This window comes from Pedobacter sp. 10L46_2, from assembly GCF_056395165.1.
Map to the genome: position 1 here is coordinate 1 of NZ_JBFTIZ010000104.1, position 17,910 is coordinate 17,910.

The window sequence follows — 17,910 nt, forward strand, 5'->3', positions numbered from 1 at the left end:
GAGTAGGAACGGGCAGTGGATCAAAATCCCATTTGGTACCAACAGGAATAATCGGATCTTCTTTGAAAGGGTAGTCAGGAAATAAATCTTTAACCACATCAGTGCCAAACTTCTTTCTGATATTGGTCATATAAAACTCATCGGAGCCCATTGCCAATACTGCCGACATCTGTTTTAGCAGTAATGCGCATTTTAAAGGAGTCCAGTCTTCAGGTTTAAAATCCAATAATTTATATTCAATGGGTAGTTTGGCTTGCGTTAAAGAATGTATATAGTCGTTTATACCAGCGGTATATGCCAGTATCATTTCTTTTGATTTCGGGTCGGTCATCATTCCTTCCAGAGATTTCTCAGCGCCATAAACCATACCCATCCTACGTTGATATTTATCAAGTTCTATGGCCTTTTTCCCTACCACTTCAGAGATGCGGCCGGCAGCAAAACGGGTTTGAAAGTCCATTTGCCATAAACGATGCATTGCTGTTACGTAACCCTGAGCATAATAAACATCATGATCGTTTTGCGCAAAAATATGCGGAATCATCCTGTCGTCGAATGCGATATCAACATTCTGATAAGTAGCTTTTAGGGTAATTTTTCTATTTGGATTTACTGTATTTTTTTCTGCGTTTTGCCAAAAACCGGTAAAGGGATTCAGGAATTTGAGAAGAGGAGGGGTATCGCCGAATTTTGTATTGAGAGCATATGTTAATAGTATTGGGATAACAATGCAAATGAGGGCTTTTATTTTATTCATCATAGCTCAGTTAAAGGCACATCTAAAACATAAATGAAAGTATTTGATTACTACTTCCTTTGAATTTAAATTGACTTTGCAAGTTAACATAAAAGTTAAATCAATTGCAATCAAAATCCGATTTTGGCAATGAAATATTCATCAAAATTGGATTTGGAAAATTAAATTAATGTATTATATTTATAATAAATTAACCTTATATAAATTAACTGCATGAATAAAATTTTTACCAAAGCAATCTTTGCATTTTTATTGCTATGTATTACCGGTTTGGTAGCGCAGGCTCAAAATGTAACCATTAGTGGGTCTGTTTCCGATAAAGCCACTAAGGAACCAATACCAGGTGTTGGGATTACTGTCAAAGGAACTACAATAGCCACAGCCACTAATATGAGTGGTAAATACACACTTACCGTTAAGCAAGCCGCTCCATTTACAATCGTTATTTCTTATGTTGGATACGCTTCAATTGAGAAAGAAGTTACAGGAAATGCTTCGAATCTGGACTTTGAGATAGAAACTGCTACCGTTTTAGGTCAGGAGGTGGTTATCTCTGCATCCAGAACTCCGGAGCGAATTCTTGAATCTCCGGTGTCTGTAGAGCGTATGGGACCTGCTGTATTAAAAGAGCTTTCTGCTCCCTCATTTTATGACGCCCTAACCAATATGAAAGGTGTTGAGATCAGTGCACAGAGTTTAACTTTTAAATCAATAAACACCAGAGGATTTAACTCTAATGGCAATACCCGTTTTAATCAGCTTGTTGATGGAATGGACAATCAGGCACCAGGATTAAATTTCTCTGTAGGAAATATTATTGGTATTTCAGATCTTGATCTGGATAACGTAGAGTTACTGCCGGGAGCATCTTCAGCGCTATATGGTGCGGGCGGTATCAGCGGTACCATGCTTATGACCTCAAAAAGCCCTTTTGATTACCAGGGAGCCAGCTTTTCTTATAAGTCGGGAATTAATCATGTAAATGATAACAATACCGGAAATCAGCAGTATAACCAGTTGGATGTACGTTTGGCAAAAGCCTGGAATAATAAGTTCGCTGTAAAAGCTACTTTCTCGTTCCTTCAGGCAAAAGACTGGCAGGCAGATAACTATAGCAACTTTGATCGCAATGGCCGCGCTTTTAAAGCAGGCGATAGGGCTTCAGATCCGGCTTATGATGGTATAAACGTTTATGGTGATGAAAGCTCGCAAAATATGAGAAGTATAGTTCAGCAAAGCATTGAGCCTACTATACGGGCGGGTATCTTAGCTGCATCTGGTGGAGCGTTTAATCCAAAAACGGTCCTTGATAATCTTCCTGCAGGAACAAGCTATCCTGCCTACCTGAACTTTATAAATGCAAATGTTCCGGCTCCATTGCGCCCTGCAGTATCTGGTCAGTATCTGCCATTCTATTTCGGGCTTAAAAATCAAACCATTCTTCCAAATCAGGAAGTAACAAGGACCGGTTATAATGAAAATGCACTGGTAGATTACAATACCCAATCGCTTAAAACTTCCGGATCGTTACACTACAGATTTACACCTACAATAGAAGGTATTGCCCAGATAAACTGGGGAACGGGTACTTCGGTATATACCGGTTCAGATCGTTACTCATTGCGTAACTTTAGCATCGGGCAATACAAATTAGAACTAAAAGGACAGGATTTCTTTGTAAGGGGTTATACCACACAAGAACGTTCGGGTGATTCATATATCTCCTCTATTTTAGGAGCATTCATCAACGAAGCTTCAAAAACATCACAAACATGGTACCCTCAATACATCAGTACATACATAGGAGCAAAATTGACCACTCCGGGAATTACTGATGCACAAGCTCATGCAGCTGCAAGAAATGTTGCCGATCAGGGACGCTTTGTGCCTGGTACCCCTCAGTTTGAAGCTGCAAAAGATAAAATTGTAAACAGTACCATTGCTTCGGGAACAGGTGCTAAATTCGACGATAAAACCAATCTATACCATTATGAGGGTATGTATAATTTCTCAAATGCACTTAATAATGTAGTTGAATTACAGGTTGGAGGTTCATACCGGATTTACCAATTGCGTTCAGGGGGAACTATTTTTGATGATCTTACCGATAAAATTGATATAAATGAATACGGTGCATTTGCCCAGATCGCTAAAAAAATGTTTGATGATAAATTCAAACTGGCTTTATCTGGCAGATATGATAAAAGCTCTAACTTTGATGGCCGTTTCACACCAAGAGTATCAGGAGTACTTACTGTAGCTCCGGATAATAACATCAGGGTATCATACCAAACAGGTTATCGGAATCCAACAACCCAAAACCAGTACATAGATTTGTCGGTAGCAGGTGGTTTACAAAGGCTTATTGGTGGTATACCTAGTATGTTGGAGAAATACCATATGCTTACAACAGATATTCCTTATACTGATGTAAGTTATCGCGCATTCTTGGGTTCTGTAGCAGCTGGTGCTCCTAATCCTGCTCTGCTAAAACAATACAACTTTGATCCAAGAGGGGTTCGTCCTGAGAGCGTGCAGGCCTACGAAGTAGGTTATAAAGGATTGTTAGGGTCAAGGTTCCTGATAGATGCCTATGCTTACTACAATACTTATAAGAATTTCATTACAGCAGTGGATGTTTTTCAGCAAAACGACGATAATTCCTTCTCTAAATTTGGAGTACCTGTAAATGCAACCGGTAAAGTAACTTCTTACGGAGGCGCATTGGGCTTGGATTATTTAATAGGCGGTTATAACTTAAGCGGTAACGTATCTTACAACAAATTAGGCGACCTTCCTACAGATTATATTAATGATTTTAACACTCCGGAGATTCGTTATAATTTAGGTCTTGGTAACAAAGAGATCATTAAAAACTTTGGTTTTAATGTTAATTACCGCTGGCAAGATAAGTTTTACTGGAACTCATCATTTGCTTCAGGAGATGTTCCTTCATTCAATACAATTGATGCACAGGTTAACTTAAAAATACCTTCAGTAAAATCAATGGTTAAACTTGGGGGCTCAAACATATTAAATAAATATTACTTTACTTCTTATGGTAACCCTTCTATAGGCGCACTTTACTACATAGGATTTACATTTAACCCATAAAATCAAATTAACACAGCTCTTCATCAATTAATTAGTTTTATAAAAGAGCCCTGACAGCAATGTCAGGGCCTTTTTTATGCGTATATTTTTATATAATAATAATCCTTTGGTTTTAATAGAAAATTTAACACTTTAGTATGTACAGAATACACGATCTATTACATGATCAAAAGGGGGGCAAATTTTTACTAAAGCGATTTTTCATGGAAGAAAATAAAGAAATAATAAATAATATAATCACAAAGGAAATTGTTGAGGAGCAAGTTCAGCATTTAAACAATCCGGTAACGGATATAAAACCAATAGTTAAAAAATATCTTAGTCCGGTACAAAGTGTTACCACAGTTGGAAACAAATTTTTCTTTGCTGATGGGGATGCTAAAGTTGAAATCAGAGTGGTAAGCGACGAAATCATCAGAGTTAGACTGGCACCACATGGTGTTTTTCTGGATGATTTCTCTTATGCAGTTCCGGTGGTAGACCAAAAGGTAACCACATTTAAATTCGAGGAACTGCCAGAGTATTATGCGATATCAACCAATACTGTTACCTGTAAAGTAAGAAAAGACGATTTCCACATCTCTTTCACAGATAATCTGAACCAGAAGGTGATGAGTGAAGATGCCACACCAATGCACTGGGAAGAAAATATAGAATTTGGTGGTTACTATGTATATGCCACTAAAAAGTGTGGGTCGGAAGAGAACTTCTTTGGACTTGGCGATAAATCAGGAAACATGAACCTTAGAGGGCGTCATTTCCAAAACTGGAATACCGATGCATACTCATTTGGATGGGATCAGGATCCATTGTACCGTACTATTCCATTTTATGTTGGTGTAAATGAGCAGGCGGCTTACGGTATTTTCTTCGATAATACCTTCCGTTCTTATTTCGATTTTGGAAGAGAAGACAACTCCAAAACCAGTTTCTGGGCAGATGGAGGTGAATTACAATACTATTACATCCACGGCCCGCATATGATGGACGTGGTAAAAAGATATCAGACCCTAACGGGAACGCATCCAATGCCTCCCAAATGGGCCTTAGGTTATCACCAGTGCAGGTGGAGTTACTATCCTGAAAAGAAGGTTAAAGAAATAGCAGAAGGCTTTAGATCACGTAATATTCCATGCGATGCCATTTATCTGGATATCGATTATATGGATGGCTACCGTTGCTTTACCTGGAACAAAAGCCACTTTCCTGATCCTAAAAGGATGATTAAGGAACTTGCAAACGATGGTTTCAAAACCGTTGTTATGATAGATCCGGGAATTAAAGTCGATGATAACTACTGGGTATTTAAAGAAGGTAAGGAAAACAACTATTTCTGTCGCCGTAGCGACGACTACTTTATGGAAGGCCACGTATGGCCGGGAAGATGCCAGTTTCCTGATTTTACCAACCCAACCGTAAGAGAATGGTGGGGTAACTTATACAAAGAATTAGTAGATATAGGTGTTGCRGGAGTATGGAATGATATGAACGAGCCGGCAGTATTCGGTTCAGGAACATTCCCTAACGATGTAAGACATAACTATGATGGTTATAGAGGTTCGCATCGCAAAGCACATAATGTGTATGGTATGCAGATGGTACGTTCAACTTACGACGGCTTGAAAAAGCTAATGCGTAATAAGCGTCCGTTTACCATTACCCGGGCGGGATATTCTGGTATGCAGCGCTATGGTTGTGTGTGGACCGGTGATAACGTGGCTACATGGGAACACTTAAAAATTGGTAATATCCAATGTCAGCGCATGTCAGTTTCAGGGGTACCTTTTTGCGGAACCGATATAGGAGGTGGGTACCTTCTCTCCGTTTATGCGTGCACACTCTGCCGGTGATACAGCTGAAAGAGAACCTTGGAGTTTCGGAGAACCATATACCAGCATTAACAGAACATACATTGAATTAAGATACAGGTTGCTTCCTTATTTATATTCGGTATTTTGGGAGCATCACCGTTATGGTTTCCCAATTTTAAGACCATTGGTAATGCTTGAGCAAGAAAACATCAGCAATGGTTACCGCCAGGATGAGTTTACATTTGGTGATAAAATATTGGTTTGCCCTGTTTTAGAGCAAGGTGCAGCATCCCGTATGGTTTATCTGCCAAAAGGAAAATGGTATAACTTCTGGACGCATGAGGTATTAACCGGAGAGAGCGAGCATAGCATTGCTACACCATTAGATCATATGCCATTATTTGTTAGAGCAGGTTCCGTAATTCCGGAATATCCTGTAATGCAGTATGTTGGCGAAAAGGACATTGACGAGGTATTGCTGAATGTTTATTTTTCTGATTATGAAGTGAACTCGTTCTTGTACGAAGATCATGGTGATACATTTGCTTATGAGCAGGACATCTACTCAGAGAAAAAATTCAGTGTTAAAGGAACGCAGTATGCGTTAACTATTGAGCAGTCGAGAAGTGGCTTGTATACACCTAATTACGAGTTGTACAATTACAACATTGTTGGCTTGCCGTTCAACGTCAATAAGATCACGGTTGATGATCATGAAGTCGCCGATTATACATTGGATGAGCGTAATTGCTTGCGTTTTAAATCAAATAAAAATTTCACCACAATAAAAATCTATAATTAATGGAAGTGCTTGCCTACAGTTTATTTAGCGATTTTGATATCTCATTATTTATTTCAGGCAAGCATTTTCGGTTGTATGAGAAATTTGGTGCACACCTAATACAACACAATAAAACGGAAGGAACTTACTTTGCTGTCTGGGCACCTAATGCCCAGGCAGTAAATGTTACCGGAAATTTTAACCAATGGAACAAAACATCGCACCAGCTTAACAGGCGGTTAGATTCTTCTGGTATATGGGAGGGTTTTATCCCGAACATTGGCAAAGGCGAAGTTTATAAATACGCCATTAAAGGTTTTGATGGCAGCGATATAGAAAAAGGGGATCCCTTTGCTACCAAATGGGAGCATCCACCAAGAACTGCTTCTATTGTATGGGATACAGATTATACCTGGAAAGATAAAACATGGCTCAATAAGCGCCCAAAAGCAAATGCACTGAATACACCTATGTCGGTTTATGAAGTGCATCTTGGCTCATGGCAGCGCGACCCATCAGAACCAAAAAGGGTATTAACCTACAAAGAAATAGCAGTAAGCCTGGTGCCTTATGTATTAGATATGGGCTTTACCCATGTAGAGCTGATGCCTATTATGGAGTATCCATATTACCCATCATGGGGGTACCAGATTACAGGTTATTTTGCAGCAAGCTCCAGGCATGGAACTCCGCAGGAGTTAATGTTTTTGATAGAAGAACTGCATAAAAACAATATCGGTGTGATACTGGACTGGGTTCCTTCGCATTTTCCCGGCGATGCTCATGGGCTTTTCAAATTTGATGGTACCCATTTATATGAGCATGCCGATATGCGCAAAGGCTTTCATCCCGATTGGAAATCATACATCTTTAATTACGACAGAAATGAAGTACGGTCTTTCCTGATCAGTAATGCAATGTACTGGTTAGATAAATTCCACGCTGATGGATTACGTGTAGATGCGGTGGCATCGATGCTCTATTTTGATTTCTCCAGAAAGGCCGAAGAAGCAGCTACCAACGAGTTTGGGGGCAGCGAGAACCTTGGTGCAACATTATTCCTTAAAGACCTTAATGAAGCTGTGTATGGCTCCTTTGAAGGTGTCCATACCATCGCAGAAGAAAGCAGTACTTATCCGGGGGTAACACATCCTGTGTTTGCCGGCGGACTGGGTTTTGGAATGAAATGGATGATGGGCTGGATGAATGATACGTTAAAATACTTTAAAAACGATCCGCTTAACAGAAAATACCATCATCATCAACTCACTTTTAGCATTACTTACGCCTTTAGTGAGAACTTTATGCTGCCTTTTTCTCATGATGAGGTAGTGCATGGCAAATCTTCAATGATTTATAAGATGCCAGGCGATGAGTGGCAAAAATTTGCCAACCTGCGGGTGCTATATGCATATATGTTTACCCAACCGGGTACCAAGTTACTTTTTATGGGTAATGAGTTTGCTCAAACACACGAATGGGATTTTAAGAACTCGTTAGATTGGCATCTGTTGCAGCATCCTCCTCATTTGGGAATGCAGAAAACCGTTAGGGCCATCAATAAACTATACAAATCTGAACCGGCGCTATATGAACACAGCTTTTCACACGAGGGTTTTGAATGGATCAATGCCGATGATGCCCAGCATTCGGTTTACATTTACCTTAGGAAAGGTCTAAAAGCAAAAGACACACTTATTGTGATCCTGAATCTTACTCCTGTTTTCCGCGAGAATTATCTTGTAGGTTTGCCGTTTAAAGCTAAATGGAAAGAAATATTCAATACGGATGCCGAGGAGTTTTTTGGAAGTGGAAAGTTGAATGAAGCAGTGTTGCTGCCATTAAAAGAGAACTGCCATAGAAGGGAGTATTCTATTTCTTTAAATATTCCTCCATTGGGCGCACTGGTTTTAAAGCAAGCTAAATAATCTTATTTCAGTATTTTATTATAACCCCTCAATGGCCAATATACATTTTTCAGAAGAAGGTAAACATGCAGAAACCCCTCTTAAGAAAGCGAACTATAAATCTTTTGTCATATGGATTGGTATAGTTGTGGTTTTAGGTGTTGGCTTGTTTATTTGGGCACCATGGTCTTCGGGCTTGTATAATAAATATGAGATCAGCAAACAAATGTCGGTAACAGAGCGTGGTGAAAGTGCCGGTGTGCTTAATAAAGCGGCTGAACTATATAACGCAGGAGACTATACTGCTGCACGTAAGATCATGCAAAGAGAATACATGAGTAACCCGCAGGATCCGCTGCTTTCTTATTATTTTTCTATTACGCTGATAAAGAATTCCCAGGAACATGAGGCAAGAACCGTACTTAAGAAATTGTACGAAGGAGAGTCAGCGTTTAAATACGATGCTGCCTATTATGTGGCATTGAGTTATATTAAACAAGACAACAAAAAAGAGGCCTTAATTTGGTTATCCAAAATCCCACAAGGTACCCCGAATTACCAAAAAGCGAAAGAACTTTCAGGTAAACTGTAAATCAATTATTAATGAATATCCTAGATCAGGATAGTGCGTGAACTACAATAGGTGTAATTTAAATTTTGCTGATACGTTGCTTTTCTTTTGGGTAAATTTTACTTTTTGTTTGCTTCAGCAAGAGGAAAGCAAAACAATAGCAAAAGAAATTGTACATAAACATTACACATTATGTCAATGCGTTTCATGGATATGTCTATGAACTCTTAAGTGTGTTTTAAGATTAAACTTTCAATAAGTTTTGAAAGTTTAATAATTTGTTCTTACATTTGATCTATGAAAAGCTTAAAAAACCACTTGATCCTTTTTGATGCAGAATGCCCAATGTGCAAGCTGTATACCAAAGGTTTTACTAAGGTTGGAATGCTTGATCCGACAGGAGCACAACCTTATCAGAACATGCCTCAAAATGTTTGTCCTTATGTAGATCAGCAGCGGGCGGTGAATGAAATTGCACTGGTTGATACTGAAACAGGGCAGGTAACATACGGCATAAACAGTTTGTTTAAAGTGCTCGCAAACTCAATCCCGTTGTTAGGGCCACTCTTTTCTCTTAAACCTTTTATCTGGATAATGAGTAAGGTATACGCTTTTGTATCTTACAATAGAAAAGTAATTATACCTGCTGAAATTACAGAAGATAGCTTTGCAATTCAACCTACTTTTAAATTGAGGTATCGCATTGCATATTTAATATTCACCTGGTTTATGGCCAGTTTTATACTTACACATTATGTGGGTTTATTAAAAGAGCTAATGCCTGTTGGTAGTACCTATAGAGAGTATTTTATTTGTGGCGGACAAATTGTTTTTCAGGCAATTGTGGTAAGCATTATGGCATGGGATAAAAAGTGGGAGTACCTGGGTAATATGATGACGATATCTTTTGCCGGATCTTTATTGCTGCTACCTGCTTTGTTGATGGCTAAGTTTTTGGTATTGCCTGCACTTTTTTACGCTGCATATTTTATGGGAGTGGCCGGCATTATGTTTCTGGAACATTTTAGACGAATGGGTATTTTAAAACTAGGATATATACCTACCTTAACCTGGGTGCTGTACAGAATAGTTGTTCTTTTACTGATCCTCTTTATCTAAAGAATATGAAATACGCAAAAATAGTTCTGGCTGGAGGTAACGGTTATCTGGGTAGTGTTTTAGCTAACTACTATAAAACTATTGCCAGGCACGTGGTGATCCTCAGCAGAAAAAGTAAAGCTGCTGAAGATAATGTGGAAACAGTTTTATGGGACGGAAGAACTGAAGGGCAGTGGACCGAAACGCTTAAGGATGCAGATATGCTGATCAATCTTTGCGGGAAAAATGTAAACTGCCGTTATAATGAAAAGAATAGGGAAGAAATCATTGCCTCAAGAACAGTACCCACCAGATTGTTAAATAAAGTAATTGCCGAAATGGCTAACCCTCCAAAACTTTGGATCAATGTAACTTCTGCTACAATTTATCGCCATGCGGAAGATCATTCACAGGATGAATATACGGGAGAAATTGGTTATGGCTTTTCTATTGATGTGTGTAAACAATGGGAAGCTTCATTCTTTGAAACAGAAACAGCTTTAACACGTAAAGTTGCATTGCGGATGGGGATTGTTTTAGGTAGAAATGACAGCGTGTTCCCTCGTCTGCTTAACCTTGTTAAATTCGGTTTGGGCGGCCATCAGGGCGATGGACAACAATATGTTTCATGGATTCATGAACATGATGTAGCCAGGTGTACCGAATGGTTATTGAATAACGAAGGACTTGTGGGGGTGGTTAATTGTGTCGCCCCGCTGGCAGTTAAAAATACAGAACTGATGCGCTTGATCCGTAAGGCTTTTGGTATTCCATTTGGATTGCCTAGTCCGCAGTGGTTATTGGAAATAGGTATGCTTTTGATAGGTTCAGAAACAGAATTGGTTTTAAAGAGCAGGTGGGTAGTACCAAATCGTTTGCTTGAATCAGGTTTTGTATTTCAGTTTCCTAATGCAAAACATGCTATTCATGATATTTTGAGCATAAGGGTCTAATGGTGTTTCATAAGGGGTTCTATATCTGAGTGGTTATCAGAAATAATCTTTATCTTGAATAGCCAAATATACTAAGCCTTATGACCTGTAGAACTTTAAAATCCGGTAAGAACTGGTGCAAATGGATGTTTGTTGTATCAGTGCTGCTTGTAATTTCTTCTTGTAAAAAGGATAATAAGCATGAAGATCCGCCGGTAATACCAAAAAGCGACAAGCAGTTAAAAACCTTTAGCTTTAGTGCCAGGAAGAACCATGTTCTGGTGAATGATGTTAACGGCGAGATTGTAGGCGATACCATATATGCCAGGGCATTTGCCGGAACGGATATCAGTAAGCTGATACCATCATTTACTTACGATGGGGTAAAGATCGTTATTGGTGAAGTAACTCAGAAAAGCGATACAACCGTTAATGACTTTACACGTTTGGTAAGTTACAGTGTAGTAGCTGAAGACAATTCCAAAAAGACATATGTTGTTAAGTTTACAGACAACGGTATTGCGGCACTTTACATCAACACAAATAATGTTCCTATAACCAGTAAGGATACTTATGTAACGGGCTCCTTAAAGTTAGTGAGCAATTTTAAAGATGTAGTTTATGAAGGTAAAACGGAAATAAAGGGAAGAGGCAATTCGACATGGTATGATATGCCTAAAAAGCCTTATCGCATTAAACTCGATAAAAAAGCAGGTCTGCTGGGTATGGCAGAAAGTAAGAACTGGGTGCTTTTAGCTAATTATGCCGACAAAACTTTGATGCGTAATGAACTCGCTTTTATGCTGAGCAGAAATATGGGGCGTGCTTTTACTACAAATTCGAGATATGTTGAAGTATATTTAAACGGATTGTTTATTGGTAATTATCAGCTAACTGAACAGATTAAAGAAGGCAAGGGACTGGTTGATATTGAAGAGCAGCCTAATGGTACCACCGCCTTGCCTGATCTTGCAGGAGGATACCTGATAGAACACGATCTTTTTGCTGATGGCGAGCCAGTATATTTTAAGACACAAAAGAATATGCCTTTTGTAATTAAGTATCCTGATGAAGATAAGATCAATCAGCAGCAAAAGGATTATATCAAAAACCATTTCCAGAAATTGGAGGACGCCTTGTATTCGGCTGATTTTACAGATCCGGTAAATGGCTACAGAAAGTATTTTGATGTAAATAGCTATGTGGATTTTTATATTGTAAATGAAGTAATTGGTAATCCGGATGCGTTTAGGAGCACCTTTATGTTTAAAAAACGTAACGACGATAAGATTTATGTTGGCCCGGTTTGGGATTTTGATAAGGCGGCAAATAATGATAACCGTTTGGGCGATCAGGTAAACGGACTAATGTCTAATTCAGCCTTTGAGCCTAAGATATGGTTTAAAAGATTAATGGAGGATCGCGCCTTCAGGCAGAGAATAAGAGAACGATGGAACGAGCTTAAAGCCAAAATAAAAACATTGCCTGATGCAACGATACCGCTTGCCAAGAAGCTTGCGGTTTCGCAGGTCAGGAATTTTACCACATGGGATATCTTAAAGAAACAGTCATATTTAGAGCTCCAGGTATCGGGGTCGTACGAAGGAGAAGTCGCGTATCTGAAAAATTTCCTGACAAGGCATATTGACTGGCTGGATGCGAAATTCAACAGCAGCGAATATCAATAGCTTAAGAAAAAGGGGATTTTTATTATTTTTGCTTTATGAATACTAAACAAGCTTATAACATCTGGGCTGCACAATACGATACTAACGATAATAAAACAAGAGATCTGGAGGGTTTGGCTTTAAAGTTATGCCTTGCCCGTGTTCCATTTAATAAAGTTTTGGAGATTGGTTGTGGAACAGGGAAAAATACAGAATGGCTGATTGGAAAAGCCGCCATGATTACAGCGGTTGATCTTTCAGATCAAATGCTGGCCAGAGCAAAAGATAAAATAACATCTAACAGGGTTGAGTTTAAACAGGCAGATATTACTGCCCGCTGGAATTTCAGAGATGGCTTATACGATCTGGTAACTTTTAGTTTAATATTGGAACACATCGATAATCTGGATTATGTTTTTAATCAGGTATCTAAATCTTTAAATCCTGAGGGGTATGTGTACATCGGTGAATTGCATCCTTTTAAGCAATACACTGGTACTAAAGCCAGATTTGACACAGAAGAGGGTAAGCAGATTGTAGATTGTTTTAACCATAATATATCTGATTTTATTCAGGCTGGTAAAAAGCATGGACTGACATTGGTTGATGTTGAGGAGTATTTTGATGACAATAACAGAACAGATATTCCAAGAATTTTAACCATCTTGTTCAAGAAATCCTAATCATTCTATATGAAAACCCTTACATTAATCGTTTTAACTCTGGTAATGTTAACCCCGTTCCAAAAGTCAATGGCGCAAGCAGAAAAGAAGCAACAAGGAGCAGTTCTAAATCATATTGCAGTGTATGTTACTGATCTGGCTAAGTCTACAGCATTTTATAAAGATGTTTTTGATCTGGAGATTATTCCGGAGCCGTTTAAAGATGGTAAACATACCTGGTTCTCTATTGGCCCTGCCGGACATCTGCATTTAATTCAAGGTGCAAAAGCAGGCGTAGAGCATGATAAGAATGAACATTTATGTTTTAGTGTACCTTCTGTAGACAAGTTCATTACGCTGCTAAATGTTAAGAAAATTGAATTTGAAGACTGGGCGGGAACACGTAAGGCAGTTACTTTAAGGGTTGATGGTATAAAACAAGTATATTTTAAAGATCCGGACGGCCATTGGCTTGAAGTGAACGATGATCATAAATAGTGTGATTTTCGATAAAAAGTGCAAGGCTTATGATAATAGACATTGAGAATAAATTAAAGGTAAAGGATATTAATCCCACCGCTATGCGTTTGTTAGTGTTGGAGTTTTTAACCAGGCAAAATGCGGCCATCAGTTTAAACGACCTGGAAAGAGGGATGGCTCCATCGGATAGGATTACGCTTTATCGGACATTGAAAACTTTTGAAGAAAAGGGGCTGGTTCATAGTATTGAGGACGGCACCGGTGCCACAAAATATGCTTTATGCGAGGAAGATTGTGATGGAGAAAATCATCATGATCTTCATGTTCATTTTTATTGCAATACCTGTAAGGAAACATTTTGTCTGCCAAATACCAAAATACCTGATATCTCACTGCCTATTAATTTCTTTCGTCAGGAGATGAACCTCATTATTAAAGGAATATGCGATCAGTGTAATCCATCTATACCTTTGCAATAGCATTGCATAGCTGTAGCCTGTACCTTTGGCTATATATTTAGAGTTATGCAATTATCAAATAATCATAAAGATTGCTGTTCGGTTGAGGAACCAAAAAAAGCAGCACCACACAATCATAAAGAGAACCATCAACACGAACATTCTGATGATGATGGGCATAATCATGGCGCCGAGGAACCATCAGGGATAATAGGGCATTGGCCATTATTAACAGCGCTGGCCATTATCATTGTTATGATGGTATTGGAGTATGGTTTTAGTATTGTGTTTAGCAATGTTATTCAGCTGGTAGTTTTTATCCCTGCTTATTTATTGGCCGGGTATGATGTGCTTGCCCTGGCATTTCGAAAAGCAATAAGACTTGATTTTTTTAATGAGTTTTTTCTGATGAGTGTAGCTACTATTGGAGCCTTTACAATTGGATCTTATAGCGAGGGTGTTGCCGTTATGGTATTCTATTCGATAGGAGAATGGTTTCAGGATTCAGCTGTTAGTAACGCAAAGCGAAGTATTAAGGCTTTACTGGATATCAGGCCGGACAGTGTGGATGTGATCAGAGATGGAAAGGTAATTAATGTGCTGCCTGCTGAGGTTCAAATTGATGAAATTATACAGGTTAAACCGGGTGAAAAGGTAGCACTTGATGGTGTGTTAACATCGGATAAGGCAACCTTTAATACTGCTGCCCTGACTGGCGAAAGCAGACCTGACAATAAAGAAAAAGGTGAATCTGTACTTGCCGGTATGATTAACCTGAACCAGCTTGCCGAATTAAAGGTTACAGCCTTGTTTAAAGATAGTAAGCTGAGTAAAATTCTTGAAATGGTGCAAGACGCTACGGCCAGGAAATCTCAAACACAATTGTTCATTTCGCGCTTTGCCAAGGTGTATACTCCAATAGTGTTTTTATTGGCTGTTCTTGTGGTTGCAGTCCCTTATTTTTTTGTAGCCGATTATAACTTTAGCGATTGGTTGTACAGAGGGCTGGTATTCCTGGTAATTAGTTGCCCTTGTGCATTGGTGGTTTCTATCCCCCTGGGGTATTTTGGCGGGATTGGCCTGGCATCTAAGAATGGTATATTGTTTAAAGGGTCTAATTTTTTGGACGTAATTACTACTGTAAATACTGTAGTGATGGATAAAACAGGAACGCTTACCAAGGGAGTTTTTGATGTCCAGGAGGTAGTTGTGGCTAACGGATATAATGAAAAAGAGCTTGTAAGGATAGCTGCTGCGCTCGAAAGTAAATCAACCCATCCAATTGCTGTAGCAGTTAAGGAATATGCCGGAGATGAAATCTCAGGAGTAAAAATTGAACAGGTTGAGGAGATTGCCGGTCATGGTTTAAAAGGAATTATTGATGGTAGGGAGGTGCTTGCGGGTAATGCGAAATTGCTTAAAAAGTTTAACATAGCTTATGATAATGCCATAGATGACATTACCGATAGCGTAGTAGTTGTAGCCATTGATAAGATATATGCCGGTTATATCACTATTGCGGATGAAGTAAAAGAAGATGCCAAGCAGGCCATTGCGGATATGCATGCCCTGGGTATAAAAACGGTAATGCTAAGTGGTGATAAGCAAAGTGTAGTGAGCAGGGTAGCGGCCTTTTTAGGTATTGATGATGCATTTGGTGATCTTTTACCTGAAAATAAGGTGGAGAAAGTGCAGGCGCTTAAGGATAAAAATTTAAAGATTGCTTTTATTGGTGATGGGGTAAACGATGCGCCTGTTGTGGCATTGGCGGATGCCGGAATTGCTATGGGGGGATTGGGGAGTGATGCTACCATAGAAACTGCCGATATTGTAATACAGAACGATCAGCCTTCAAAAATTGTAACTGCAATAAAGATTGGTAAGATTACGCGCAGCATAGTTTGGCAAAACATCGCTCTGGCTATGATTGTGAAGGTTGCTGTATTGATTTTAGGTGCTGGTGGTGTGGCTACATTGTGGGAAGCGGTGATAGCTGATGTGGGTGTGGCACTGCTTGCTATTCTGAATGCTGTTAGAATACAGAACATTAAATTTTAAGGGAGAATACGCCGTCTCGACTATAGGAGAGATGACGAGTATAAGGATGAAACGCGTGCACTGCGTGTTAGGATGATAAGTATTCTTGTTTTTTGAAAAAGTTGCATCGACATTGAAAATTTTGCGCAAAGGTTTGTTTTGCTAGTTAAAAGGGTTTTTTGCTTGTTTTTGCCGCCTCTTGTTAGAAACTTTTGCACTGGCTGTTAGGTTTTTATGTGAAATAATAGGTAATTTACATTAACACACTGAAGCCAAATATTGTAATGTCGTTATGAAATTTTTTCGCAACAAGAAACTATTGGTCCTGCTTGTCCTTTTTGCTGTGGTGATTGTATGTTCACTGCTGATGTCGTATGATAAGAAAGTGGATTTCAATACTGAAGTAAAACCTATTATTAACAAAAAATGTATTTCCTGTCACGGAGGCGTGAAAAAACAAGGAGGATTTAGCTTGTTATTCCATGAGGAAGCAATTGCTGCTACTAAAAGTGGTAAGCCTGCTATTATCCCCGGAGATCCTGATGGAAGTGAGCTGATAAAACGCTTGCTAAGCAAAGATCCTGAAGAGCGTATGCCTTACAAACATGAAGCACTCAATGAAGATGAAATAGACATTTTTAAGAGGTGGATAAAACAAGGTGCCAAATGGGGCGATCATTGGGCTTATTTGCCAGTAAAAGAGGTAGAGATACCAGATGTTAGTGGCGACTGGGCTAAGAATGATATTGATAAGTTCATCCTTGAGAAACTTGATGAACAGGAATTAAAACCATCTGCCGAGGCCGACAGACCAACTTTATTAAGAAGGGCAAGTCTTGATCTGATTGGGATGGCTCCGCCAAAAAAACTGGCAGAACAATACTTAACAGCCAAAGATGGAGATAAAGCCTACCAAATCTTAGTAGATTCATTAATGGCCTCTCAGCGTTTTGGAGAGAAATGGGCATCTATGTGGTTAGATGTTGCAAGATATGCAGATACCAAAGGCTACGAGGCCGATGTGGGCAGAAACATCTGGCAATACCGCGATTGGGTGATCCGTGCATTTAACAAGGATATGCCTTACAATGAATTTGTTACTGAACAGATAGCAGGTGATTTTTTTACAGATCCTACCGACGCCCAGTATATCGCTACAGCGTTTCAAAGAAATACCATGACCAATGATGAGGGTGGTACAAATAATGAAGAGTTTAGGGTTGCTGCGGTTTTAGACCGCGTTAATACTACCTGGGAAGGATTGTTGAGTACAACATTTGCCTGCGTACAATGTCATAGCCATCCGTATGATCCATTTAAGCATGATGAATTTTATAAATTCATGGCTTATTTTAACAACACCAGAGATGAAGATATTTCGTCGGAATATCCTTTGTTAAGACAGTATGATGATTCCTTGCAAACAAAATTAACTTCATTAACTGAATGGTTAAAGGTGAATGTATCGCCTGAAAAATCAAAGGAGATTCATAAATTCTTAAAAACAGGTCAACCGGTTATCAACTCTGTTATTGCTGATAGTATGGTCAACGCGATTATAGGAAATAACAACATTGCACTTTTCTTTAAGAATAATGCAGTAGCCAGAATTCCTGCCGTGAACCTAAACAAGGT

12 protein-coding genes and 1 pseudogene are annotated in these 17,910 nt (G+C 39.0%); 12 read left to right on the forward strand and 1 reads right to left on the reverse strand.

Annotated elements, in window-relative coordinates; genetic code table 11:
* Window positions 1-760 (reverse strand): penicillin acylase family protein (locus AC1DDX_RS13255; RefSeq protein WP_477622138.1); only part of this gene is annotated, 760 nt, incomplete at its 3' end.
* A gap of 210 nt (window positions 761-970) precedes the next feature.
* On the opposite strand from AC1DDX_RS13255, the gene AC1DDX_RS13260 reads away from it, so the two are divergent.
* From AC1DDX_RS13260 to AC1DDX_RS13315, 12 genes and pseudogenes are all read left to right on the forward strand, one after another.
* Window positions 971-3,871, forward strand: a complete 2,901-nt coding sequence (locus AC1DDX_RS13260; protein ID WP_288883983.1) for a TonB-dependent receptor — start codon at window positions 971-973, stop codon at window positions 3,869-3,871.
* 203 nt (window positions 3,872-4,074) lie between these two features.
* Window positions 4,075-6,484, forward strand: a pseudogene (locus AC1DDX_RS13265) (glycoside hydrolase family 31 protein).
* The gene (gene glgB / locus AC1DDX_RS13270; protein ID WP_337715712.1) at window positions 6,484-8,391 is read left to right on the forward strand and encodes a 1,4-alpha-glucan branching protein GlgB; all 1,908 of its coding nucleotides are present in this window, start codon (window positions 6,484-6,486) and stop codon (window positions 8,389-8,391) included. The pseudogene AC1DDX_RS13265 and the gene glgB overlap by 1 nt, the downstream one beginning before the upstream one ends.
* A gap of 31 nt (window positions 8,392-8,422) precedes the next feature.
* Window positions 8,423-8,962, forward strand: coding sequence for a tetratricopeptide repeat protein (locus AC1DDX_RS13275; protein ID WP_337715710.1), 540 nt, complete (start codon window positions 8,423-8,425; stop codon window positions 8,960-8,962).
* Window positions 8,963-9,238: 276 nt separating this feature from the next.
* Complete coding sequence (locus tag AC1DDX_RS13280; RefSeq protein WP_337715708.1) at window positions 9,239-10,060, forward strand: thiol-disulfide oxidoreductase DCC family protein; 822 nt, start codon at window positions 9,239-9,241, stop codon at window positions 10,058-10,060.
* A 5-nt stretch (window positions 10,061-10,065) separates the two neighbouring features.
* Window positions 10,066-10,992, forward strand: coding sequence for a TIGR01777 family oxidoreductase (locus tag AC1DDX_RS13285; RefSeq protein ID WP_337715706.1), 927 nt, complete (start codon window positions 10,066-10,068; stop codon window positions 10,990-10,992).
* Window positions 10,993-11,072: 80 nt separating this feature from the next.
* Window positions 11,073-12,659, forward strand: coding sequence for a CotH kinase family protein (locus AC1DDX_RS13290; protein ID WP_337715704.1), 1,587 nt, complete (start codon window positions 11,073-11,075; stop codon window positions 12,657-12,659).
* Window positions 12,660-12,694: 35 nt separating this feature from the next.
* Window positions 12,695-13,321: a class I SAM-dependent methyltransferase gene (locus AC1DDX_RS13295; protein ID WP_172660781.1), complete on the forward strand. Its 627-nt coding sequence runs from the start codon at window positions 12,695-12,697 to the stop codon at window positions 13,319-13,321.
* A gap of 9 nt (window positions 13,322-13,330) precedes the next feature.
* A complete protein-coding gene (locus AC1DDX_RS13300; protein WP_246269527.1) occupies window positions 13,331-13,798 on the forward strand; it encodes a VOC family protein in 468 nt (155 codons plus the stop codon).
* A gap of 29 nt (window positions 13,799-13,827) precedes the next feature.
* Entirely contained in the window at window positions 13,828-14,259 is a 432-nt protein-coding gene (locus AC1DDX_RS13305) for a Fur family transcriptional regulator (RefSeq protein ID WP_172660780.1), read from the forward strand.
* 45 nt (window positions 14,260-14,304) lie between these two features.
* Window positions 14,305-16,296 (forward strand): heavy metal translocating P-type ATPase, encoded by a 1,992-nt coding sequence (locus AC1DDX_RS13310; protein WP_337715703.1) that lies wholly within the window; start codon window positions 14,305-14,307, stop codon window positions 16,294-16,296.
* A gap of 271 nt (window positions 16,297-16,567) precedes the next feature.
* The coding region (locus AC1DDX_RS13315; RefSeq protein WP_477622139.1) for a DUF1549 domain-containing protein at window positions 16,568-17,910 on the forward strand (1,343 nt) is incomplete at its 3' end.

Excerpts from the sequence above, each read along its gene's own strand:
- AC1DDX_RS13260 (WP_288883983.1), top strand. The coding sequence starts at position 971 with ATGAATAAAATTTTTACCAAAGCAATCTTTGCATTTTTATTGCTATGT.
- glgB (WP_337715712.1), top strand. The coding sequence starts at position 6,484 with ATGGAAGTGCTTGCCTACAGTTTATTTAGCGATTTTGATATCTCATTA.
- AC1DDX_RS13275 (WP_337715710.1), top strand. The coding sequence starts at position 8,423 with ATGGCCAATATACATTTTTCAGAAGAAGGTAAACATGCAGAAACCCCT.
- AC1DDX_RS13280 (WP_337715708.1), top strand. The coding sequence starts at position 9,239 with ATGAAAAGCTTAAAAAACCACTTGATCCTTTTTGATGCAGAATGCCCA.
- AC1DDX_RS13285 (WP_337715706.1), top strand. The coding sequence starts at position 10,066 with ATGAAATACGCAAAAATAGTTCTGGCTGGAGGTAACGGTTATCTGGGT.
- AC1DDX_RS13290 (WP_337715704.1), top strand. The coding sequence starts at position 11,073 with ATGACCTGTAGAACTTTAAAATCCGGTAAGAACTGGTGCAAATGGATG.
- AC1DDX_RS13295 (WP_172660781.1), top strand. The coding sequence starts at position 12,695 with ATGAATACTAAACAAGCTTATAACATCTGGGCTGCACAATACGATACT.
- AC1DDX_RS13300 (WP_246269527.1), top strand. The coding sequence starts at position 13,331 with ATGAAAACCCTTACATTAATCGTTTTAACTCTGGTAATGTTAACCCCG.
- AC1DDX_RS13305 (WP_172660780.1), top strand. The coding sequence starts at position 13,828 with ATGATAATAGACATTGAGAATAAATTAAAGGTAAAGGATATTAATCCC.
- AC1DDX_RS13310 (WP_337715703.1), top strand. The coding sequence starts at position 14,305 with ATGCAATTATCAAATAATCATAAAGATTGCTGTTCGGTTGAGGAACCA.